17 protein-coding genes and 1 riboswitch are annotated in these 22,283 nt (G+C 73.0%); of the genes, 13 read left to right on the top strand and 4 right to left on the bottom strand.

Translation table 11 applies throughout. The features are described from left to right. Positions 1-24 precede the first annotated feature (24 nt). The 3 genes from OG568_RS37465 to OG568_RS37455 form a co-directional block, all read right to left on the bottom strand. Positions 25-1,428, bottom strand: a complete 1,404-nt coding sequence (locus OG568_RS37465) for a hypothetical protein (protein ID WP_266623687.1) — start codon at positions 1,426-1,428, stop codon at positions 25-27. 276 nt (positions 1,429-1,704) lie between these two features. Beyond that, complete coding sequence (locus OG568_RS37460) at positions 1,705-2,829, bottom strand: alpha/beta hydrolase family protein (RefSeq protein WP_266581619.1); 1,125 nt, start codon at positions 2,827-2,829, stop codon at positions 1,705-1,707. An 85-nt stretch (positions 2,830-2,914) separates the two neighbouring features. Further along, entirely contained in the window at positions 2,915-3,640 is a 726-nt protein-coding gene (locus tag OG568_RS37455) for a class II aldolase/adducin family protein (protein ID WP_329534755.1), read from the bottom strand. A gap of 196 nt (positions 3,641-3,836) precedes the next feature. Here OG568_RS37455 and OG568_RS37450 point away from each other — a divergent pair, with 196 nt between their 5' ends. From OG568_RS37450 to cobI, 10 genes are all read left to right on the top strand, one after another. Next, positions 3,837-4,589 (top strand): lysozyme, encoded by a 753-nt coding sequence (locus tag OG568_RS37450; protein WP_329534754.1) that lies wholly within the window; start codon positions 3,837-3,839, stop codon positions 4,587-4,589. Positions 4,590-4,801: 212 nt separating this feature from the next. Continuing rightward, a complete protein-coding gene (locus OG568_RS37445) occupies positions 4,802-6,055 on the top strand; it encodes an inorganic phosphate transporter (protein ID WP_329534753.1) in 1,254 nt (417 codons plus the stop codon). Between the two features lie 12 nt (positions 6,056-6,067). After that, complete coding sequence (locus tag OG568_RS37440; RefSeq protein ID WP_054232266.1) at positions 6,068-6,292, top strand: hypothetical protein; 225 nt, start codon at positions 6,068-6,070, stop codon at positions 6,290-6,292. Positions 6,293-6,403: 111 nt separating this feature from the next. Then, a riboswitch (cobalamin riboswitch) is annotated at positions 6,404-6,544 on the top strand. Between the two features lie 101 nt (positions 6,545-6,645). Further along, positions 6,646-7,602 (top strand): cobalamin biosynthesis protein, encoded by a 957-nt coding sequence (locus tag OG568_RS37435; protein WP_329534751.1) that lies wholly within the window; start codon positions 6,646-6,648, stop codon positions 7,600-7,602. Continuing rightward, positions 7,599-9,131, top strand: coding sequence for a cobyric acid synthase (locus OG568_RS37430; protein WP_329534750.1), 1,533 nt, complete (start codon positions 7,599-7,601; stop codon positions 9,129-9,131). Before OG568_RS37435 ends, OG568_RS37430 begins: the two co-directional genes overlap by 4 nt. After that, complete coding sequence (gene cobN / locus OG568_RS37425) at positions 9,128-12,781, top strand: cobaltochelatase subunit CobN (protein WP_329534749.1); 3,654 nt, start codon at positions 9,128-9,130, stop codon at positions 12,779-12,781. The genes OG568_RS37430 and cobN overlap by 4 nt, the downstream gene beginning before the upstream one ends. Then, the gene (locus OG568_RS37420) at positions 12,778-14,787 is read left to right on the top strand and encodes a putative cobaltochelatase (RefSeq protein WP_329534748.1); all 2,010 of its coding nucleotides are present in this window, start codon (positions 12,778-12,780) and stop codon (positions 14,785-14,787) included. The genes cobN and OG568_RS37420 overlap by 4 nt, the downstream gene beginning before the upstream one ends. Continuing rightward, positions 14,787-15,386, top strand: coding sequence for a cob(I)yrinic acid a,c-diamide adenosyltransferase (gene cobO / locus OG568_RS37415; protein WP_266415468.1), 600 nt, complete (start codon positions 14,787-14,789; stop codon positions 15,384-15,386). Before OG568_RS37420 ends, cobO begins: the two co-directional genes overlap by 1 nt. Continuing rightward, positions 15,386-16,852, top strand: a complete 1,467-nt coding sequence (locus tag OG568_RS37410; RefSeq protein WP_329534747.1) for a cobyrinate a,c-diamide synthase — start codon at positions 15,386-15,388, stop codon at positions 16,850-16,852. The genes cobO and OG568_RS37410 overlap by 1 nt, the downstream gene beginning before the upstream one ends. Next, positions 16,849-17,580, top strand: coding sequence for a precorrin-2 C(20)-methyltransferase (gene cobI, locus OG568_RS37405; protein ID WP_266415466.1), 732 nt, complete (start codon positions 16,849-16,851; stop codon positions 17,578-17,580). The genes OG568_RS37410 and cobI overlap by 4 nt, the downstream gene beginning before the upstream one ends. Before the next feature lie 11 nt (positions 17,581-17,591). Here cobI and OG568_RS37400 read toward each other — a convergent pair whose 3' ends face one another. Further along, positions 17,592-18,326 (bottom strand): ZIP family metal transporter, encoded by a 735-nt coding sequence (locus OG568_RS37400; protein ID WP_329534746.1) that lies wholly within the window; start codon positions 18,324-18,326, stop codon positions 17,592-17,594. Positions 18,327-18,445: 119 nt separating this feature from the next. On the opposite strand from OG568_RS37400, the gene cobM reads away from it, so the two are divergent. From cobM to cobJ, 3 genes are read left to right on the top strand one after another with little or no spacing between them, the layout of a single operon-like run. Next, positions 18,446-19,270, top strand: coding sequence for a precorrin-4 C(11)-methyltransferase (gene cobM / locus OG568_RS37395; protein ID WP_266415463.1), 825 nt, complete (start codon positions 18,446-18,448; stop codon positions 19,268-19,270). Beyond that, a complete protein-coding gene (gene cbiE, locus OG568_RS37390) occupies positions 19,267-20,520 on the top strand; it encodes a precorrin-6y C5,15-methyltransferase (decarboxylating) subunit CbiE (RefSeq protein ID WP_329534745.1) in 1,254 nt (417 codons plus the stop codon). The genes cobM and cbiE overlap by 4 nt, the downstream gene beginning before the upstream one ends. Continuing rightward, positions 20,517-22,217: a precorrin-3B C(17)-methyltransferase gene (gene cobJ, locus OG568_RS37385; protein WP_329534744.1), complete on the top strand. Its 1,701-nt coding sequence runs from the start codon at positions 20,517-20,519 to the stop codon at positions 22,215-22,217. Before cbiE ends, cobJ begins: the two co-directional genes overlap by 4 nt. Positions 22,218-22,283 lie beyond the last annotated feature (66 nt).

The raw sequence follows: 22,283 nt of genomic DNA, 5'->3' as shown, positions 1-22,283 counted from the left end.
CGGGCCTGATCCAGAAGACGGGTCCTAGCTTCCTCCGGTGTGGACCTGGAAGGCGGCGCGGCGTACGGCCTTGGCGAGGGCGGGGTCCGGGTGGGCGGCGGCGAGCGCGACCAGGACCTGGACGGTGCGGGGGTGGCCGACGGCGCGCACCTCGTCGAGGAGTGCGGGCACGGTGGGCTGCACCGCGGACTCCAGATGCCGTACGAGGAGCGGCGCCTCACCGTGGTCGGCGACGGCGGCGGCGGTGTCGACCCAGAGCCAGGTGGACTCTTCGCGGGTGAGCACCTCGTGGGCGTCCTCCGGATCGTGGCCGTCGTGCTCGGCGAGCCACAGCAGGGCGTAGGGGCGCAGCCAGGACTCCTCGGCCACGGCGCGTACGTCGGGCTCGGCGGGGGCGCCGACCACGCGCAGCGCCTCGAAGGCGAGGCCGCGGGTGAGGGCGTCCTCGCCGCGGGCGGCTTCGAGGAGTTCGGTGACGGCGCTGCCGACGGGGCGGGCGGCGAGCCAGGCGCGGTACTCGGCGCGGGCCGCGTTCGGGCGCAGCTGGGCGCAGCCGCGGAGCATGTCCGAGGCGGGCTGCTCGATGTTCCCGGCGGGGCTCTGCGCGGCGACGCAGATCTGCTCCAGCTTGACCCAGACCGCCCAGCTGCCGAGCGGGGTGAGCGTGGCCTGTCCTTCGGCGCAGGTGAGCGCGCCGACGGAGGCGAGCGCGTGCAGGGCCCAGTCGAGGAGGGGCGCGAGGGGGGCGTCCGCGATCTCGGTGGCCTCCGGGGCGGGCTCCGGCTGGGGACCGTAGGGGATCTCACAGCGCTCGGTGCGCAGTTCGATGACGCGCTGCTCGAGGAGGTCGAGGAGCTGCTCCATGGGGACGGGCCCGGCGGAGAGCTGGAGGAAGGAGAGCACCTGGGGCATCGCGGAGACGACCTCGGCGACGGCGGACGCCTCGCGGTCGGCCGGTTCCGGGTGGGCGAGCGACCAGGCGTCGAAGAGGGCGACCCAGCCGCGCAGAACGGCGCTGTCGTCGCGGTTCCAGGCGCGCAGTCGCCAGCCGGGGCGGGCGATGTCGCCGTGCACCTCGACGAGGCCGGCGAGGCGTGCGGTGTCCCAGTCCGCGCGGACCTGAGCCGGGGTCAGGCCCAACTCCTCGGCGGCCCGTTCGGCGGTCGCGTCGGCGAGGGTGCCCTGGCCGTCGGGGGTCGCGCCGTCGCTCCCCGGGCCGAGCGAGGCGTCGGCCCAGCGGGCGACGCGGGCCGCGGCGGCGAGGCCGGTGCGGGCCATGCGGGCCAGTTCCGCGGGCGGCGGAGTGCCCTCGGGGGGCCGGGGTGCGGGTCGGCGCGAGCTGCGCTGGGTCACCGCTCGGGGGGCGGAAGCCAGGGTGCGCGGGCGGACGAGTCGGAGCCTGGAGTCGCGCGGGTTACGGGACGTCACGGGTGCAGTCTTCCGGTTGACGGTCCGAAAACCCAAACGGAATGTCACAGCAGGCGACAGGGGTGGCCAATGGACGGGGTTCCGAGGGGGCTCGACACGTGTGAGCGAGGCCTCGTACGAGTTGACCGGATCCCAACCGGAAGGCTTGGGGGGCAGCTCCGCCGGGGGTGCGGGGCATGGTCGCGCGGGCGTGCGCGGGGCCTTCGCGGGGTCTGGGCCCGGAGGTCGTCGTGGAGCGGGGTGGCTACGTCAGCGGGGTGGCTACATCGGGGGTGGCTACATCAGGGGGGTGAGGAAGCGGCGTAGGGCCTCTTCGTAGTTCGGGGCGGCGTTCCACATGGCGCCGTGGGAGGCGTGCGGGACCGTGTGGAGGGTGACCAGGTCCGGACGGCGCTCGGCTAGGCGGCGTGAGGGGCCCCAGGGGGCGATGGTGTCGTCCGGGCCGTGCACGATCAGGGTCGGGATCTTGAGCCGGCCGGGGTCGGCGGCCTCCCGGATCCGGTCGCCGTGCAGACCGGTGCGGCCCTGGGCGGCGCGGACCGCGAGGGGCAGCAGGACGCTGGGGGTGCGGCGGGCCGAGGCGAGGGCGCGCAACGTGGCTCCCCAGTCGAGGACGGGCGAGTCCAGGATCAGCCCGGAGATCCGGTCGCGCAGGGCGGAGTGCGCGGCGGTGCGCAGGGCCATGGTGGCGCCGATGGACCAGCCGTACAGGACGACCTCGTCGGCGCCGTAGCGCACGGCGTAGCGCACGGCGGCGTCCAGGTCGCGCCACTCGGTCTCGCCGAGGTGGCTGAGGCCGTCCGGGGAGCGGGGTGCGCCGAGGTCGCCGCGGTAGGCGAGGTCGAGCACGGGGAGCCGGTTTCGGTGCAGGAACTCCATCACGTTCATGGGGTGCTCGCGGGTGGTGCCGAGCCCGTGCACCGTGATCACCCAGGTGGTGCGGGTGCCGGGCACGAACCAGGCGGGCAGCGGGCCGAGCTCGCCGGGGATGTCCACGTCGGCGTGGTCGAGGCCGAGGGCGCTGCCGGGGTTGCCGATGTGCAGGTTCGGGGTGAGCCACGCCTTGTCACCGGCCTCCAGGGTGCCGTGGGTGACGCGTTCGAGGCGGCGTACGACCGTGTCGGCGGTGTGGGGTGCGGCATCCAGGACGGGGCCGACGACCGCGTGCGAGCCGTCGCCCGTGAGGCCGTACCTTCCCGGGCGCAGGGAGGCCAGGTCACGGGTGAGCGTGATCCGGCCCGCGGCCGTGGAGTGCACGGTGAGCCGGGGCTCGGTCGGCAGCGGCCTGCCGGGCGGCGCCTTCAGCGCGGCGTCGCTGGCGAACCGGCCCGCCGCCACGGAGGCCGCGCCCGCGGCCAGGGCTACGGAGACGGCCGCGGCCGTCGCTTTGACAGTACGCACGGGTTCAGTCTCCCGGCGCGGCGCCGGGTCGGCCAGCGGGAGCGGGCGACGGACTCCCGCCTCCGGGTCGCCGCACCGCGCCGGATCAGCGGGGACCGGCCCCGCCGTCCTGCCCGTAGCGCCGCAGCCGCTCCCCCGCCTCGCCCACCTGTTCCGGCGAGAGCAGCGTCGGGGAGAGGCCGGGCACGGAGGACGCCAGGAGCCAGACGCGGGACATCCATTCCAGTTGGGCGGTGCGGTCGAACGCCTGGGCCAGTGAGGCTCCGTAGGCGATGGTGCCGTGGTTCTGGAGGAGGCAGGCCGTGCGGCCGGTGAGGGCCTGGAGCATGTTCTCGGCCAACTCCGGGGTCCCGTAGGTCGCATAGGGGGCAACTCGGACCGGTCCGCCGAGCGCGCCCGTCATGTAGTGGATGAGGGGGAGCTCGGTGACGAGGGTCGAGACGGCCGTCGCGTGCGCGGCGTGGGTGTGGACGACGGCCCGCGCGTCGGTGGCGCGGTGGATCGCGAGGTGCATCGGCAGTTCGCTCGTCGCGGCGAGCGAACCGAGGACCTGCCGGCCCTCGAGGTCCACGCCGACGGCGTCTTCGGGTCTCAGCCGGTCGTACGGCACTCCCGTCGGCGTGACCAGGACCATGTCGCCGACGCGGACGGAGACGTTGCCCGACGTACCGACGACCAGTCCGTCGGCCACCGTCCGGAGGGCCGTCGCGACGAGCTCGTCCCACGCGGCCGCCACCTCCCGCTGGTGCGCGCCCGGCGCGCTCTGCCTCGCGTCCCGCACTTCCCGTGCGTCCCGCCGCTGCTCAGCCATGCGGCGATCCTGCCAGGCGCGGGCGTCAACCGGCTGTCGGCGAGGGCACTTTAGGGCGGAAGCCAAACGTCCGTAAGGGCACATAGCGGGACATAGCACCCTCTCGGGGTGATTGGCTGGCGATCGATGGCCTTTCAACGATCTTCCAATAGCCTCTGGGGGATTTGTCACGCACGTCGCCATTCCGGGGGGAAATATGGCCCGTGATCACAAACCACTCCTTCGTCGTGCCCGCGTCCTCGCGGCGGCGGCAGCCGTCGCGGCACTCACCGCCGCGGGGACCGCTCTCGCCGGGGCCCCGGTCGCGGCGGCGGCCAAACCCAAGGGCCACGACGTCTCCTCGCACCAGAAGAACGTCGACTGGCGGGGCGCGAAGGCCAAGGGCGCCCGGTTCGTCTATGTGAAGGCGACCGAATCCCACACGTACCGCAATCCCTACTTCGGCCGGCAGTACAACGGGGCGCGCGACGCGGGGATCCTCCGCGGCGCCTACCACTTCGCGGTGCCGGACAAGTCGTCCGGCGCCACCCAGGCCGCGTACTTCGTGCGCAACGGCGGCGCCTGGCGCGCGGACGGCTGGACGCTGCCGCCCGCGCTCGACATCGAGTACAACCCGTACGACAAGAAGCACAAGTGCTACGGCCTCAGCAAGGCCGGGATCGTGAGCTGGATCCAGGCGTTCAGCGACGAACTCGAACAGGAGACCGGCCGCCGTCCGGTCATCTACACGACCACCCACTGGTGGAACACCTGCACCGGCGGCAGCAGCGCCTTCGCCGCGAACCACGCCTTGTGGCTCGCCCGCTACGACTCCGCGGACACGGGCGCGTTGCCGGCCGGCTGGTCGATGTGGACGTTCTGGCAGTACGACAACAGCGGCACGCTCCCGGGTGACCAGAATCTCTTCAACGGATCCCTGACCCAGCTCAAGCGGTTCGCCAAGGGCTAGGCACCCTCGAAGACCCCTCGGCGGAACCCGAAATTCCGCCTCCGTTCGAACATCTGGTAAACCATCGGGCCGCCCCTCCCGCACACTGACCCTTACAAGCGGAGGGGCGGTCCACCGTTTGATACACCCCAACGCCCGCCCCAGTTCATCTTCCGTTCACTCAGGTTGCCTACGGTCCACCTGCCACTGACGCCAAACAGAAGCCTGGGTAAATGGAACACATCACGCTCCTCCTCGGAATCGTGATCGTCACCGCTCTCGTGTTCGATTTCACGAACGGTTTCCACGACACTGCCAACGCGATGGCGACGACCATCTCGACCGGCGCTCTGAAGCCCAAGACGGCGGTGGCCATGTCCGCCGTGCTGAACCTCGTCGGCGCGTTCCTCTCCGTGGAGGTCGCCAAGACGATTTCCGGCGGGATCATCAACGAAGAGGGCATTCGCGTCCAGGTGATCTTCGCGGCGCTCGTCGGCGCCATCCTCTGGAATCTGCTGACCTGGCTTCTGGGTCTGCCCTCCAGCTCCTCCCACGCACTGTTCGGCGGCCTGATCGGCGCCGCGGTCATGTCGGCCGGCTGGTCGTCGGTGAACGGCTCGACCGTCGTCACCAAGGTGCTGATCCCCGCGGTCGCCGCGCCCATCGTGGCCGGACTCGCCGCGATGCTGGCCACCCGGCTGACGTACCGGATCGGCAACCGCGCCGACGAGAAGGCGACCGCCAAGGGCTACCGCGCCGGCCAGATCGCCTCCGCCGGCCTGGTCTCCCTGGCACACGGCACGAACGACGCCCAGAAGACGATGGGCATCATCACCCTCGCGCTGGTCACCGGCGGCGTCATAGCCCCGGGCTCGAACCCCCCGCTGTGGGTCATCGTCTCGGCCGGTACGGCCATCGCGCTCGGTACCTACCTGGGCGGCTGGCGCATCATCCGCACCATGGGCAAGGGCCTCACGGACCTCGCGCCGCCGCAGGGCTTCGCCGCCCAGACCAGCGCCGCGACGGCCATCCTGGCCTCCTCGCACATCGGCTTCTCCCTCTCCACCACTCAGGTCTGTTCCGGCGCGGTGATGGGCTCGGGCATCGGCCGCAAGGGCGGTGTGGTCCGCTGGTCGACCGCGACCCGGATGTTCGTCGCCTGGGGCCTGACCCTGCCGGCCGCCGGCCTGGCCGGTGCCTCCGCCGAGTTCCTGACCAAGCAGGGCACGTGGGGCATCGTCCTCACCGGGGCGCTGCTCGTCGCCGGCGCCGGCACCATCTGGAAGCTCTCCCGCCGCCAGCCGGTCACCGTCGACAACGTCAATGCCATCGACTACGGGGCCGCCGAGCCCGCGGGCGTCGTCACCACCGCGATGGCCGCCGTCACCCCGCCGCCCGCGGGCCCCGTCACCGGCGACCTGTCCGGCGACCTGAAGACCACCATCCCGTCCCCGGACGCGGAGCCCACCCGCCCGGCCACGGTGTAAGGACAGAACAGCATGCACATCGACTGGGCAGCCCTCGGCTCCGTCTTCGGAGTCAGCCTCGTGACCACCGTCGGCCTCGTCGGCCTCTTCACCCTCGGCATCGTCGGCCTCTCCAAGCGCGAGTCCGCGTCCGCCCAGGGCGGCTCCGCGACCCTCGCGGTCACCGGCGCGTACGTCTGCTTCGCGGCGTGCGCCGCGGCGGTGGCGTACGGCATCTTCCTGATCGTCGGCAAGTAACCCAAAACGGGCACCACTTCGAGTGGGGTGCGGGACGGATCACCGTCCCGCACCCCACCTGTATGTGGGCCTTCGCACACTCTCCCCGTGCAGGTCAACAGCAAGTTGACGGGTCTTCCAACCCGTGGTGGACTGCCGGAGCCAAGTACGGCGACAGAAGAGGAAGCCGGTGTGAATCCGGCGCGGTCCCGCCACTGTGACCGGGGAAGTAACTCCCCGGGAGCCAGGAACTCTCCCCGCCGGTCTCGTCGAACCAGGGCGTGGACACCCTGAGTGAGGACATAACGCCATGCGCGGCTGCCCAAGTGCCCTGCGAGCGACGGTTCCACCCGACCTGACGGTCGGCTGACCCCGTGCGTGCCGATCGCGTCTTCGCGTACGGCGCCGCCGCCGGCCTCCTCGGCGATCTGCTGCTCGGCGATCCCCGCCGGGGGCATCCGGTCGCCGTGTTCGGGCGGGCCGCGGGAGCCGTGGAGCGGGTGCTGTGGCGGGACCACCGTGGGTGGGGCGCCCTGCACACCGCCGTATGTGTGGGCGGTGCCGCCGGACTCGCCGCCGTCGCGTCCCGTGCCGTACGCCCCTCACGTGCCGCGTCCGTCGCGCTGACGGCCGCCGCCACCTGGGCCGTCGTCGGGGGCACCACGCTCGGGCGGGAGGCCCGGGCCATCGGTGACGCCCTCGCGGACGGGGAGATCGAGACGGCCCGGGAGCGGCTGCCGCATCTGTGCGGGCGGGATCCCCAGGCCCTGGACGCCGACGGCATCGCACGCGCCGTCGTCGAGTCCGTCGCCGAGAACACCTCCGACGCCGTCGTGGGCGCCCTGGTGTGGGGGGCCGTGGGCGGAGTCCCGGGGCTCGTGGGCTTTCGGGCCGTCAACACCCTTGACGCCATGGTCGGTCACAAGTCCCCCAGGTACCGGCGGTACGGGTGGGCCTCCGCGCGGCTCGACGATGTCGCCGGATGGCCGGGGGCACGTCTCACCGCCGTGCTCGCCGCCCTCGCGGGTGACAGCCCACGCGGGGCCGCGAGGGCCTGGCGCGTCGATGCCGTCAAGCATCCGAGCCCCAACGCCGGGCCCGTGGAGGCCTCGTTCGCGGGGGCGCTCGGGGTGCGCCTGGGCGGCACCCTCTCCTACGGCGGGCGCGTCGAGCACCGTCCCGAACTCAACGGCGCCGGGCGCGCCGTGCACGTCGACGACATCGAACGAGCCGTACGGCTGTCACGGCGCGTCGGCTGGCTCGCCCTCGGCGTGAGTGCCGGCGGGCGGCTGCTCGTACAGAGGCTTCTCAGGAAGGGGCGTACGTCATGAGCGGCGGGCTGCTCGTCGCCGGGACCACCTCCGACGCCGGCAAGAGCGTCGTGACCGCCGGGATCTGCCGGTGGCTGGTGCGGCAGGGCGTCAAGGTCGCGCCCTTCAAGGCGCAGAACATGTCCCTGAACTCGTTCGTGACGCGCGAGGGCGCCGAGATAGGGCGCGCGCAGGCCATGCAGGCGCAGGCCGCCCGGGTGGAGCCGAGCGCGCTCATGAACCCCGTGCTGCTCAAGCCGGGCAGCGACCGCAGCAGTCAGGTCGTCCTCATGGGAAAGCCCGTGGGCGAGATGACCGCCCGTGGCTACCACGGCGGGCGGCAGGAAGCCCTTCTCACCACGGTGCTGGACTGCCTCGCCGAGTTGCGGGGCACGTATGACGCGGTGATCTGTGAGGGGGCCGGCAGTCCTGCCGAGATCAATCTGCGGCGGACCGACATCGTGAACATGGGGATCGCGCGCAATGCGCGGCTGCCCGTGCTCGTCGTCGGCGACATCGACCGCGGGGGTGTGTTCGCCTCGTTCTTCGGGACGGTCGCGCTGCTGTCGCGCGAGGACCAGGAGTTCGTCGCCGGGTTCCTCGTCAACAAGTTCAGAGGGGAGGTCTCCCTGCTGGAGCCGGGACTCGACATGCTCCACGGCCTCACCGGGCGGCGTACGTACGGCGTCCTGCCGTTCCAGCACGGCCTCGGCATCGACGAGGAGGACGGGCTGCGGGTGTCGTTGCGGGGAGCGGTCCGGGAGTCCCGGGTGACCTCCCCCGTCGGCGAGGACGTGCTGCGCGTCGCCGTCTGCGCGATCCCGCTCATGTCCAACTTCACGGACGTGGACGCGCTGGCCGCCGAACCGGGTGTCGTCGTGCGGTTCGTGGACCGGGCCGAGGAGCTGGCCGACGCCGACCTCGTCGTCGTCCCCGGAACCCGGGGGACGGTGAAGGCGCTGGAGTGGCTGCGCGAGCGTGGACTCGCGGACGCCGTCGTGCGCACGGCCGCCGAAGGCCGGCCCGTACTGGGCATCTGCGGTGGCTTCCAGATCCTCGGCGAGCACATCCAGGACGAGGTCGAGTCACGCGCCGGTCATGTCGACGGGCTCGGACTCCTCCCCGTCCGCGTGCGGTTCGCACGCGAGAAGACCCTGACCCGGCCCGTCGGGGAGGCCCTCGGCGAGCACGTCGAGGGGTACGAGATCCATCACGGTGTCGCCGAAGTCATGGGCGGTGACGCGTTCATCTCCGATGACGACGGACACGGTCTGGACGGGTGCCGGGTCGGTGCCGTCTGGGGCACGCACTGGCACGGGGCGCTGGAGTCGGACGGCTTCCGGCGTGCCTTCCTGCGCGAGGTGGCGGCCGCCGCGGGCCGCCGATTCGTGCCGGCCGCCGACACGTCGTTCGCCGCGCTGCGCGAGGAGCAGCTGGACCGGCTCGGCGATCTGATCGAGGAACACGCGGACACGGACGCGCTGTGGCGGCTCATCGAGTCGGGCGCGCCGCAAGGACTGCCTTTCATTCCACCGGGAGCGCCCGCATGAGCACAGTGTTGTTGTTGTCGACCGCCGACACCGATCTGCTGGCGGCACGTGCCTCCGGCGCCGCGTACCGCATCGGCAACCCGACCCGGGTGGACGTCGAGGGCGAACTCCCCTCTCTCGTCGAGGGCGCGGACATCGCCGTCGTACGACTCCTCGGCGGCAAGCGCGCCTGGGAGGAGGGGCTGCGGAAGCTGAAGGCCTCGGGCATCCCCACCGTGCTGCTGGGCGGGGAGTCCGTGCCCGACGCCGAACTGATGGCCGAGTCGTCGGTGCCCGCCGGTGTCGTCGCCGAGGCGCTGCGCTACCTGGTCCAGGGCGGCCCGGACAACCTCACCGAACTGGCCCGGTTCCTCTCCGACACCGTGCTGCTCACGGGTGAGGGCTTCGAGGAGCCCCGGAAGATGCCGGAGTACGGCGTCCACGGCGAGCGCGCGTTCGTCGAGGGCCGCCCGACCGTCGGCGTGCTCTTCTACCGGGCCCACCAGCTGTCCGGCAACACCGCGTTCGTGGACACGCTGTGCGACGCGATCGAGGCGCGCGGCGCCAACGCGCTGGCCGTGTACTGCGGTTCGCTGCGCGGCGCCGACGCGGGCCTGTACGAGATCCTCGGCAAGGCCGACACGCTGGTCGCCACCGTGCTCGCGGCGGGCGGCACGCACGCCTCGGAGGCCTCCGCGGGCGGCGACGAGGAGGCCTGGGACATCGGCGCGCTCGCCGACCTGAACGTCCCCGTGCTGCAAGGACTCTGCCTGACCTCGTCCAGGAGTGCCTGGGACGCCTCGGACGCCGCCCTCTCCCCCATGGACGCGGCGATGCAGGTCGCGATCCCCGAGTTCGACGGCCGCCTGATCACCGTCCCCTTCTCCTTCAAGGAGCAGGGTCCCGACGACGTCCCGGTCTACGTCGCCGACCCCGAGCGCGCCGCGCGGGTCGCCGGAATCGCCGTACGGCACGCCCGGTTGAAGCACAAGCCGAACGCCGACAAGAAGCTCGCGCTCGTCTTCACCGCCTACCCGACCAAGCACTCCCGGGTCGGCAACGCGGTCGGCCTGGACACACCCGCCTCGGCGGTACGGGTGCTCGACGCGCTGCGGGACGCCGGGTACGCCGTCGAAGGGCACCCCGACAACGGCGACGAGTTGATCCACCGGCTCATCAACGCCGGTGGCCACGACGTCGAATGGCTCACCGAGGAGCAGCTCGCCGCCGCCCCCGCGCGTGTGCCGCTCGCCGACTACCGGGCGTGGTTCGACAAACTCGACCCGGACCTGCGGGGCGGGATGCTGGAGGCGTGGGGCGAGCCGCCGGGCAGCCTGTACGTGGACGGCGACGACATCGTCCTGGCGTCCCTCCAGTTCGGGAACGTCGTCGTGATGATCCAGCCGCCGCGCGGCTTCGGTGAGAACCCGATCGCGATCTACCACGACCCGGACATGCCGCCGTCGCACCACTACATGGCGGCATACCGCTGGCTCGAAAACAGCTTCGGCGCGGACGCCGTCGTGCACATGGGCAAGCACGGCACGATGGAGTGGCTGCCGGGCAAGGGCCTCGGGCTCAGCGGCGGCTGCGCGCCGGACGCCGTCCTCGGCGAGCTCCCGCTCATCTACCCCTTCATCGTCAACGACCCCGGCGAGGGCACCCAGGCCAAGCGCCGTGGCCACGCCACGGTCGTCGACCACCTCGTACCGCCGATGGCCCGCGCGGACACCTACGGCGACCTCGCGAAGCTGGAGCAGCTGCTCGACGAGTACGCGCTGGTGTCCGACCTGGACCCGACGAAGGCACCGGCGGTCCGCGCGCAGATCTGGACGCTGGTCAAGGCGGCCGAACTCCACCACGACCTGCATGTGGAGGACCAGCCGGACGACGCGGCGTTCGACGAGTTCGTGATGCACATCGACGGCTATCTGTGCGAGATCAAGGACGTGCAGATCCGCGACGGACTGCACATCCTCGGCGGCGGCCCGGAGGCCGAGCCGCGCGTCAACCTCGTGCTGGCCGTGCTGCGCGCCTCCCAGGTGTGGGGCGGCACCGCGAACGCGCTGCCGGGACTGCGGGCCTGCCTCGCCGAGTACTTCGGCCTGGTCGAGAAGGAGCTGCTCGCCGAGCCGGGCGCGCCGGTGAAGGTGCCGGTGGAGCTGACGGACCTCGTCGAGGGCCCGGCGCGGACCGGGGCCGACGCGATCGACCTGCTGGAGCAGCTGTGCCGCCGGATGGCGGAGGGCATGGAGGCGAACGGCTGGGTGACGTCCGAGAGCACCGCTCTCGTACGGGAGGTGCTGGGCGTCGAACTCCCCGACACCGTCGCGGTGCTGGAGTTCGCCTGCCGTGAGGTCGTGCCGCGCCTGGCCCGGACGACGGATGAGATCACCCACATCCTGCGCGCCCTGGACGGCGGTTACGTCCCCGCGGGCCCGTCGGGCTCACCGACCCGCGGGCTGGTGAACGTCCTGCCGACCGGCCGTAACTTCTACTCGGTCGACCCCAAGGCCATCCCGTCCCGGCTGAGTTGGGAGGTCGGGCAGGCGCTCGCCGACTCCCTGGTGCAGCGGTATCTGCAGGACACGGGCGAGTACCCGAAGTCCGTCGGTCTGACGGTCTGGGGCACGTCCGCGATGCGTACCCAGGGCGACGACATCGCCGAGATCCTCGCGCTGCTCGGCTGCCGCCCAGTCTGGGACGACGCCTCGCGCCGCGTGACCGGTTTCGAGGTGGTGGGTCTGGAGGAGCTGGGCCGGCCCCGCATCGACGTCACGGTCCGTATCTCCGGCTTCTTCCGGGACGCGTTCCCGCACGTCGTGGGCCTGATCGACGACGCGGTGCGCGCGGTGGCCGAGCTGGACGAGCCCGCCGACCGCAACTACGTCCGCGCGCACGCCGACGAGGACACCGCCGAGCACGGCGACCGGCGCCGCGCCACCTCCCGCATCTTCGGCTCCAAGCCGGGCGCGTACGGCGCCGGGCTGCTTCCCCTCATCGACGCCCGCAACTGGCGCTCGGACGCCGACCTCGCCGAGGTGTACGCGGTGTGGGGCGGCTACGCCTACGGGCGCGGGCTCGACGGGCGGGCGGCGCGGGGGGACATGGAGATCGCGTTCCGGCGGATCGCCGTCGCCGCGAAGAACGTGGACACCCGCGAGCACGACCTCGTCGACGCCGACGACTACTTCCAGTACCACGGCGGCATGGTCGCGATGGTGCGGCACCTGACGGGCGCGAGCCCTGAGGCGTACGTCGGCGACTCGGCCGTACCGGACCAGGTGAAGACCCGCACGCTGGGCGAGGAGACGCACCGTGTCTTCCGTGCCCGGGTCGTCAACCCGCGCTGGATGGCGGCCATGCGGCGGCACGGCTACAAGGGCGCCTTCGAGATGGCGGCGACCGTGGACTACCTGTTCGGGTACGACGCCACGGCCGGGGTCGTGGACGACTGGATGTACGAGAAGCTCAGCGCGGAGTACGTCTTCGACGCGGAGAACCGGGACTTCATGAAGAAGTCCAACCCATGGGCGCTGCGCGGCATCACGGAACGGCTGCTCGAGGCCGCCGACCGGGGGCTGTGGGCCGAGCCGGACGCGGACACGCTGGAGCGGCTGCGCGCCACCTATCTGGAGCTCGAAGGCGACTTGGAGGGCGACGACCAGTGAGTACCCCGTTCCCGTTCACGGCCGTGGTCGGCCAGGACGATCTGCGGCTCGCGCTGCTGCTGAACGCCGTGTCGCCCGCCGTGGGCGGTGTGCTCGTCCGCGGTGAGAAGGGCACGGCCAAGTCCACGGCCGTACGCGCCCTCTCGGCGCTCATGCCGGGTGTGGACGTCGTCGCCGGGTGCCGGTTCTCGTGCGATCCGGCCGCGCCCGACCCGGCCTGTCCCGACGGGCCGCACGAGCCGGGCGCCTTCGAGACCCGGCCGGCCCGCATGGTCGAGCTGCCCGTCGGCGCGTCCGAGGACCGGCTCGTGGGCGCGCTCGACATCGAGCGGGCGCTCGCGGAGGGCGTGAAGGCCTTCGAGCCGGGACTGCTGGCCGACGCACACCGCGGGATCCTGTACGTCGACGAGGTCAACCTCCTCCACGACCACCTGGTCGACCTGCTGCTGGACGCCGCCGCCATGGGCGCCTCGTACGTCGAGCGCGAAGGCGTCTCCGTACGGCACGCGGCCCGTTTCCTGCTCGTCGGGACCATGAACCCCGAGGAGGGCGAGCTGCGGCCGCAGTTGCTCGACCGGTTCGGGCTGACCGTCGAGGTGGCCGCCTCCCGGGAGCCCGATCAGCGGGTGGAGGTCGTGCGGCGCAGGCTCGCCTACGACGACGACCCGACGGGCTTCGCGGCGCGCTGGGCCGACGAGGAGTCCGCCGTACGGGCCCGGATCGTGGCGGCACGGGAGCTGTTGCCGTCCGTGCGGCTCGGGGACCCGGCGCTGCGGCAGATCGCGGCGACCTGTGCCGCCTTCGAGGTGGACGGCATGCGGGCCGACATCGTCATGGCACGGACCGCGACCGCGCTCGCCGCGTGGGCGGGGCGCACCGAGGTGCTCGCGGAGGACGTACGGCAGGCGGCGCTGCTCGCGCTGCCGCACCGGCGGCGACGCAATCCCTTCGACGCGCCGGGGCTCGACGAGGACAAGCTCGACGAGACGCTGGAGGAGTTCGGGGAGCAGGACGGCGGCGGTGACGACGATCCTGACCCGGACGGGCCCGGTGGGGGCGGGCAGCCGCCTCAGGACGGGCCGGACGGCGACTCCCCCGCCGGTGACGTCCCGGCGCAGGGCGAGCCCTCGGACGACGGGCGGGCGCCGGCCGCACAGGGCGCCGGCGAGCAGTCCCCCGTACGGGCCGCCGAACCCTTTCGTACCAAGGTGCTGAGCGTGCCGGGGCTCGGCGAGGGCGCGGCCGGGCGGCGTTCGCGGGCGCGCACCGAGCACGGGCGGACCACCGGGTCGCGGCGGCCCCGGGGGGCGCTCACCAAGCTGCACCTGGCGGCGACCGTGCAGGCGGCGGCGCCGCATCAGCGGGCGCGGGGGCGGTCGGGGCGCGGTCTCGTCGTACGGCGGGACGATCTGCGCCAGGCCACCCGGGAGGGGCGTGAGGGCAACCTCGTGCTGTTCGTGGTGGACGCCTCCGGGTCGATGGCGGCGCGGCAGCGGATGAGTGCCGTCAAGGGCGCGGTGCTGTCGCTGCTGCTCGACGCGTACCAGCGGCGGGACAAGGTGGGGCTGGTGACCTTCCGGGGATCCTCGGCCGACGTGGCGTTGCCGCCCACCTCCTCCGTGGACGCGGCTGCCGCCCGTCTCGAGTCGCTGCCCACGGGCGGGCGGACGCCGCTCGCGGCGGGGCTGCTGCGCGCGCACGACGTGCTGCGGGTCGAGCGGCTGCGCGATCCGGCGCGACGGCCGTTGGTCGTCGTGGTGACGGACGGCCGAGCCACCGGCGGCCTTGAACCCGTCGCGCTCGCCGAGCGGGCGGCGCGGCTGTTCGCGGCCGACCAGGTCGCCTCCGTGGTCGTCGACTGCGAGGCGGGGCCCGTGCGGCTCGGGCTCGCGGGGCGGCTCGCGGGTGAACTGGGCGGCACCGCGGTGACGTTGGACGAGTTGCGGGCCGACGCGATCGCCGGGCTCGTGCGCGATGTGCAGGGGACTTCGAGGAGGGCCGCGTAATGCCGCAGGGGCAGCCGAGTGTCGTACCGGAGGACGGGCTGACGACGCGTCAGCGCCGCAACCGGCCGCTGGTCGTGGTGCACACGGGGATCGGGAAGGGCAAGTCCACCGCCGCCTTCGGGCTGGCGCTGCGCGCCTGGAACCAGGGGTGGCCCATCGGGGTGTTCCAGTTCGTCAAGTCGGCGAAGTGGAAGGTCGGGGAGGAGAACGCGCTGCGGGTGCTGGGGGCCAGCGGCGAGGGCGGGTCCGTCGACTGGCACAAGATGGGCGAGGGATGGTCCTGGGTTCAGCGCGATGAGCAGCTGGACAACGAGGAGAAGGCCCGCGAGGGCTGGGAGCAGGTCAAGCGGGACCTCGCCGCCGAGACGTACAAGCTGTACGTGCTGGACGAGTTCGCCTACCCCATGCACTGGGGATGGGTGGACGTCGACGAGGTCGTCGCCGTGCTGCGGGACCGGCCCGGGACCCAGCATGTCGTGATCACCGGGCGCAACGCTCCCGAGAAGCTCGTCGAGTTCGCGGATCTCGTGACGGACATGTCCAAGGTCAAGCATCCGATGGACGCCGGCCAGAAGGGCCAGAGGGGCATCGAGTGGTGATGTCCGTCCCTCGGCTGGTCATCGCCGCGCCCTCGTCGGGGAGCGGCAAGACCACCGTTGCCACGGGGTTGATGGCGGCCTTCGCCTCAAGGGGGCTCGCCGTGTCCCCGCACAAGGTGGGGCCCGACTACATCGACCCCGGGTACCACGCGCTCGCCACCGGGCGCGTGGGGCGGAATCTCGACGCGTATCTGTGCGGTACGGAGTTGATCGCGCCGTTGTTCGCGCACGGGGCGCGCGGGTGCGATCTCGCGGTCGTCGAGGGTGTGATGGGGCTGTACGACGGGGCCGCCGGGGAGGGTGAACTCGCGTCCACGGCGCAGGTGGCGAAGTTGCTGCGGGCGCCGGTGGTGCTGGTCGTCGACGCTTCGTCGCAGTCCCGGTCCGTGGCCGCGCTGGTGCACGGGTTCGCTTCCTGGGATCCCGAGGTGCGGGTTTCCGGGGTGATTCTCAACAAGGTGGGGTCGTCGCGGCATGAGGAGATGCTGCGGGAGGCTCTGGACGAATCCGGGGTGCCGGTGCTCGGGGTGCTGCGGCGCGCCACGCAGGTGGGGACGCCGTCGCGGCATCTTGGACTGGTGCCCGTTGCCGAGCGGCACGCGGCAGCGGTCGAGTCCGTTGCCGCCATGGCCTCGCAGGTGCGGGAGGGGTGCGATCTCGACGGGCTGCTCGCGTTGGCGCGGAGCGCGCCCGCGCTGTCGGGTGCGGCCTGGGACGCGGCTGCGGCTGTCGTTTCCTCGCCCCCGCCGCCCCTTCCCGTCCCGACCCTGGGGGCTGCGCCCCCAGACCCCCGCCATCGGCCTGAACGGCCTCGTCCTCGAACGCCGGACGGGCTGAAGGATCGCGGGACCGGGCTGCGTGCGGCGCCCCGAATCGCTGTCGCCGGAGGGGCCGCCTTCACCTTCTCCTATGCCGAGCATGCCGAGCTGCTGACCGCCGCGGGAGCCGAAGTCGTCACCTTCGACCCGCTGCGGGACGAACAACTGCCCGACGGTACCGACGGGTTGGTCATCGGTGGGGGCTTCCCCGAGGTGTACGCGCCCGAGCTGTCCGCCAACGAGCCGCTGCGCAAGGCCGTGGCCGAGTTGGTGTCCGGCGGGGCGCCCGTCGCCGCCGAGTGCGCCGGGCTGCTGTATCTCTCGCGTGAGCTCGACGGGCAGCCCATGTGCGGGGTGCTCGACGTCTCGGCCCGGATGAGCGAGCGGCTCACCCTGGGATATCGGGACGCCGTGGCCGTGAGCGACAGCGTGCTCGCCGCCGCCGGGACCCGGATGCGCGGCCACGAGTTCCACCGGACCGTCGTGGAGCCGGGCGCAGGGGCGGCTCCCGCCTGGGGGGTGCGCGCCCCTCAGCGGCGCGTCGAAGGTTTCGTACAACAAGGTGTGCACGCGAGTTATCTGCACACGCACTGGGCGTCACAGCCCGGTGTGGCCCGTCGGTTCGTGGAGAGGTGCCGGACGTCATGAGCAGCAAGCTGATCGGAATCGGGGTCGGACCCGGTGACCCGGAGCTGGTGACCGTCAAGGGCGTCAACGCGCTGCGTGCCGCCGAGGTCGTGGTCGTACCGGTGATGGACACGGGAGAGCGTGGGCGGGCGGAGGCCACCGTCCTGCACTACGTGCCCGAGGAGAAGGTCGTCCGCGTCGTGTTCGCGCTCAACGAGCGGACCGACCGGGGGCGGCGCGAGGCCGCCTGGGACGCCGCCGGCGCGCGGGTCGCGGAGCTGCTCCGGCGGCACACGGCCGTCGCGTTCGCGACCATCGGCGATCCGAACGTGTACTCGACCTTCACCTATCTCGCGCAGACCATCGGGGAGCTGGTGCCCGGCACGGTCGTCGAGACCGTGCCCGGGATCACCGCCATGCAGGATCTGGCGGCGCGGTCCGGGGCCGTGCTCACGGAAGGGACCGAGCCGCTCACCCTCGTGCCGGTGACCGCCGGGGCCGCCGTGCTCAAGGACGCCCTGAACGGGCCCGGGACCGTCGTCGCGTACAAGTTCGGCCGGCAGGCGCACGAGGTCGCGGAGGCGCTGCGGGTGACAGGCCGGCTCGAGGACGCCGTGTGGGGGTCCGCACTCGGGCTGGAGGGCGAGTCCATCCGGCCCGCGGCCGACCTCGGCGGCGAGCCGCTGCCGTATCTCTCCACCCTCATCGCGCCCGCCCCGCGCGACGGCAAACGCGGCGGGAAGCTGTGAGCCCCGGAACATCACCCGCTTCCGGCCAGACCCACCACCAGCCAGATGAACCCCGCTCCCACGATCGTGCACAGCAGGGTCGAACGGGCCGGGTGCTCGTGGTGCGCCTCGGGGAGGATCTCGGCGGCGGCCAGGTACAGGAGCACGCCGCCGAAGAGGCCGAGATAGCAGCCGAGCACTTGCTCCGGGATGGTGAGGAACAGGGTCGAGGCGGCGCCGATCACCGGGGCCGCCGCGTCCGCGAACAGCATCGTCAGGGCCTTGCGGCGCGCGTTCCCGTACAGGCTCGTGATCGTGTACGTGTTGAAGCCGTCCGCGAAGTCATGGGCGATCACCGCGAGCGCGACCGCCAGGCCCATACCGCCGCCGACCTGGAAGGCGGCGCCGATCGCCACACCGTCCATGGCGCTGTGGCCGACCATCGCCGCGGCGGCCGTCAGGCCCACCTCGGGCGCTCGTCCGTCGTGCTCCTCGCCGCCGTGCGCGGCCTGCCGGGCGGCCAGCAGCCGTTCCACCAAATGGGCCAACAGGAACCCGGCGACGAACAGCAGCAGGGCGGCCGGTACGCCGAACACCTCTTCGCCCGCCGCGCTCAGCGCCTCCGGCAGCAGGTCCAGGCCGACCACGCCGAGCATCAGCCCGCCCGCCAGGCCCAGCACCAGGTGGCGACGGTCGGTGACCCGCTGTGCCGTCCAGCCGCCGGCCAGCGTCATCAGGAACGCGCCGAGCGCGACGAAGACCGCCATGAACCCTTCGTATCCGATCGCACCCCGTTCGCGCACATCCGGCGACGGCCTCGCGCCCACTGTCGCGCCCACTGACTTCTCGCAGCACCCGATTCATCCGTAGGAGAGGACCGATTCCCATGGCCGATGCCCCCACCGGCAAGGTGACCATCGTCGGGGCAGGGCCCGGCGCCGCCGACCTGCTGACGTTCCGCGCCGCGCGCGCCATCGCCGAGGCCGACGTCGTGATCTGGGCGGCCAGCCTGGTGCAGGCCGAGGTCCTCGAGCACGCCCGCGAGGGGGCGGAGATCCTGGACTCGGCGACGATGTCCCTGGAGGACGTCGTGGCCGTGTACGAGCGGGCGGCCGCGGAGGGGCTGAAGGTGGCCCGTATCCACTCCGGCGACCCGGCCCTGTGGGGCGGTACGCAGGAGCAGCTCGACCGGTGCGCCGGCATCGGCGTCGAGACCGAGATCATTCCCGGTGTCTCCTCCTTCTCCGCCGTGGCCGCGCTCGCCCAGCGCGAACTGACGATCCCCGAGGTCGCCCAGTCCGTGATCCTCACCCGGCTCGGCGGCGGCAAGACGCCCATGCCGCCCGGCGAGGAGGTTCGGGAGTTCGCGCGGCACGGGACCACCATGGCGCTGTTCCTGTCGGCCGCCCGCAGCGGCCAGCTCGTACGGGAGCTGCTGGAGGGCGGTTATCCGACGTCCACGCCGGTCGTGGTCGCCTACCAGGCGACCTGGCCGGAGGAGCTGATCGTGAAGTGCACCATCGAGACGCTGGAGGAGACCGTCAAGGAGCACAAGCTCTGGAAGCACACCCTCTTCCTGGTCGGCCCCGCCCTCGACGCCACCGGCACCCGCTCGCACCTCTACCACCCCGGTCACTTCCACGGCTTCCGCAGGGCCGATCCGCAGGCGCGCGCGGAACTGCGCGCGGCACGCAAGGGCAGTCCTTCGTGATCACCGTCTTCGGTACGGGGACGGGGGCACCGCTCTCCCCGGACGCCTCGGACGCGCTGGCCGAGGCGGGGCTCGTGGTGGGCGCCCGACGGCATCTCGCGGCCGCGCGGCTGCCCGACGCGGTGGAGCGGATCGTCCTCGGGCCGCTCGCGCCCGCGCTGGACGCGATCGAGGGATGCCTGGAAAAGGAGCGGCCCGTCGTCGTGCTCGCCTCCGGTGACCCCGGGTTCTTCGGGATCGTGCGGGCGCTGGCGGAGCGGTTCGGGGCCGAGCGGCTGGACGTGCGCCCCGGTGTCTCGTCCGTGGCGACCGCCTTCGCACGGCTCGGGCTGCCCTGGGACGACGCGGTGGTGGTGAGCGCCCACGGGCGCGCGCTGCGCACGGCCGTCCAGGTCTGCCGCTCCCACCCGAAGGTGGCGGTGCTGACGGGACCCGGTTCGGGGCCCGCCGAGCTGGGCGCCGCCCTCGCCCACCGCTCCGCCGGGCGCGTCCTCGTCGTGGCGAGCGCCCTCGGCGACCCCGCGCACGAGCGGGTCGAGCGGGTCACCCCGGCCGAGGCCGCGGCCCGCGACTGGGGCGCGGCGGTGAGTGTCGTGCTGTGCCTGGACGAGTCGCGCGCCCTCGCCCCCGTGCGGACGGTCGCCGGACCGCCGGCCGGACCCGACCGGTGGGCTCTGGACGAGCGTGAGTTCACCCACCGCGACTCGATGATCAGCAAGTTCGAGGTGCGGGCGCTGGCGCTGGCCCGGCTCGGGCCGCGCCTGGGCGAACTGGTCTGGGACGTCGGCGCGGGCTCCGGGTCCGTCGCCGTGGAGTGCGCGCGGTTCGGGGCCGCCGTCACCGCGATCGAGAAGACGCGGGACGGCTGCGACCGGATCCTCGCCAACGCCGAGGCGCACGGCGTGGACGTCCGTGTGGTGCACGGGGCCGCGCCCACCGTGCTGTCCGACCTGGACGATCCGGATGCCGTCTTCATCGGCGGCGGGGGCCGCGAGCTGCCCGCCATCGTGACCGTCTGCGCGCGTCGGGCCCGGCGGTCCGTCGTCGTCGCCATGGCCGCGCTCGACCGGGTGCCGGCGGCCCGGGAGGCGCTCACCGCCGCCGGCTTCGACTGCGACGGCGTGCTGCTGCAGTCCTCCCGGCTCGCGCCGCTGCCGGGGAACGTCACCCGGCTCGCGGCCACCAACCCCGTTTTTCTGCTGTGGGGCGTCCGGCCTCCGGCGCGTACTACCGAAGGAGTCCTCCAGTGATCGGCCTGATTTCCGCCACGGCGGCGGGCGCGGCGGCCCGTGACCGACTGGCCGCGGCCTGGCCCACCCGTACCCGGGTGTACGACGGGTCCGCCGAGTCCGTCGGGGACGCCGTGCGGCGGGCCTTCGCGGAGTGCGACCAGCTGGTGTGCTTCCTCGCCACGGGCGCGGTGGTGCGGCTGATCGCGCCGCTGCTGGGCGACAAGACGTCCGACCCGGGGGTCGTGTGCGTCGACGAGGCCGGGCGGTTCGCCGTGTCGCTCGTCGGCGGACATGGCGGCGGGGCCAATGAACTCGCCCGCGAGGTGGGCGAGTCGCTCGGCGCCGAGCCAGTGGTGACGACAGCGACGGACGCCGTCGGGGTGCCGGGGCTCGACACGCTCGGCTTCCCCCTGGAAGGGGAGGTCGCGGCCGTGACCCGGGCGCTGCTGGACGGCGAACCCGTCGCCCTGCGGACCGAGTTGGCCTGGCCGCTGCCACCTCTGCCGGTCGCGGAGGAGGGCGCGTACGGCATTCGTGTCACCGACCGGGCCGTGGCCCCCGGCGAGCGCGAAGTGCTGCTGCGGCCGCCCTCCCTCGTGGTGGGGGTCGGTGCGTCCAAGGGCGCTCCGGTGGCGGAGGTCCTCGGCCTCGTCGAGGACATACTGCGTGACGCCGGTCTGTCCCCGAAGTCCGTCGCGGAGCTGGCCACCGTCGACGCCAAGGCCGAGGAGCCCGGCATCGTCGAGGCCGCCGGGCGCCTCGGGGTGCCCGTGGTGACGTACACCGCCGAGGAGTTGGCGACGGTGGACGTGCCGAACCCCTCGGACGCGCCGCTGAGCGCCGTCGGCACACCGTCCGTGGCGGAGGCCGCCGCCCTCGTACACGGGGGTGAACTGCTCGTCCCCAAGCGGAAGTCGACGCGTGCGGACGGGCAGCCGGCGATGGCCACCTGCGCCGTCGTGCGCCGCGTGGCGCGCGGGCGGCTCGCGGTGGTCGGGCTGGGGCCCGGCGCCCGTGACCTGCTCACCCCCCGGGCGAAGGAGGAGCTGCGGCGGGCGTCCGTGCTCGTCGGGCTCGACCAGTACGTCGACCAGATCCGCGATCTGCTGCGCCCCGGCACCCGGATCCTGGAGTCCGGCCTCGGCGCCGAGGAGGAGCGGGCGCGCACGGCGGTCGCCGAGGCCCGGCGCGGGCAGGCCGTCGCGCTGATCGGCAGCGGCGACGCGGGCGTGTACGCGATGGCGTCACCGGCGCTGGCCGAGGCGTCCGACGACATCGACGTGGTCGGGGTGCCGGGCGTGACCGCCGCGCTCGCGGCCGGGGCGATCCTGGGCGCGCCGCTGGGCCACGACCACGTGTCGATCAGCCTCTCCGACCTGCACACACCGTGGGAGGTCATCGAGCGCCGGGTACGGGCCGCCGCGGAGGCGGACATCGTCGTGACCTTCTACAACCCGCGCAGCCGGGGCCGCGACTGGCAGCTCCCGAAGGCGCTCGCGATCCTCGCCGAGCACCGGGAGCCGACGACGCCGGTCGGGGTCGTCCGCAACGCCTCCCGGCCGGACGAGTCGAGCCGGGTGACGTCGCTGGGGTCCCTGGATCCGGCGATCGTCGACATGATGACCGTCGTGACCGTGGGCAACACGGCGACGCGGGAAGTCGCGGGGCGCATGGTGACGCCCCGCGGCTACCGCTGGCAGGAGGACCCCAATTGAACCCTCCTCCTCGCGGACGAGGAGGATTCCTGGCTCACGCTGCTCGGTCGCTCAGCGAGCGATCGA

It is taken from the genome of Streptomyces sp. NBC_01450, from assembly GCF_036227505.1.
Lineage (GTDB): Bacteria > Actinomycetota > Actinomycetes > Streptomycetales > Streptomycetaceae > Streptomyces.
The sequence above is the reverse complement of the archived record's forward strand: the minus strand, read 5'-3'. Positions and strand labels throughout refer to the sequence as shown.

Excerpts from the sequence above, each read along its gene's own strand:
- OG568_RS37410 (WP_329534747.1), top strand. The coding sequence starts at position 15,386 with ATGTCCGTCCCTCGGCTGGTCATCGCCGCGCCCTCGTCGGGGAGCGGC.
- cobO (WP_266415468.1), top strand. The coding sequence starts at position 14,787 with ATGCCGCAGGGGCAGCCGAGTGTCGTACCGGAGGACGGGCTGACGACG.
- OG568_RS37455 (WP_329534755.1), bottom strand. The coding sequence starts at position 3,640 with ATGGCTGAGCAGCGGCGGGACGCACGGGAAGTGCGGGACGCGAGGCAG.
- cobN (WP_329534749.1), top strand. The coding sequence starts at position 9,128 with ATGAGCACAGTGTTGTTGTTGTCGACCGCCGACACCGATCTGCTGGCG.
- OG568_RS37450 (WP_329534754.1), top strand. The coding sequence starts at position 3,837 with ATGGCCCGTGATCACAAACCACTCCTTCGTCGTGCCCGCGTCCTCGCG.
- cobM (WP_266415463.1), top strand. The coding sequence starts at position 18,446 with ATGGCCGATGCCCCCACCGGCAAGGTGACCATCGTCGGGGCAGGGCCC.
- OG568_RS37440 (WP_054232266.1), top strand. The coding sequence starts at position 6,068 with ATGCACATCGACTGGGCAGCCCTCGGCTCCGTCTTCGGAGTCAGCCTC.
- OG568_RS37445 (WP_329534753.1), top strand. The coding sequence starts at position 4,802 with ATGGAACACATCACGCTCCTCCTCGGAATCGTGATCGTCACCGCTCTC.
- cobI (WP_266415466.1), top strand. The coding sequence starts at position 16,849 with ATGAGCAGCAAGCTGATCGGAATCGGGGTCGGACCCGGTGACCCGGAG.
- OG568_RS37400 (WP_329534746.1), bottom strand. The coding sequence starts at position 18,326 with ATGGCGGTCTTCGTCGCGCTCGGCGCGTTCCTGATGACGCTGGCCGGC.
- OG568_RS37430 (WP_329534750.1), top strand. The coding sequence starts at position 7,599 with ATGAGCGGCGGGCTGCTCGTCGCCGGGACCACCTCCGACGCCGGCAAG.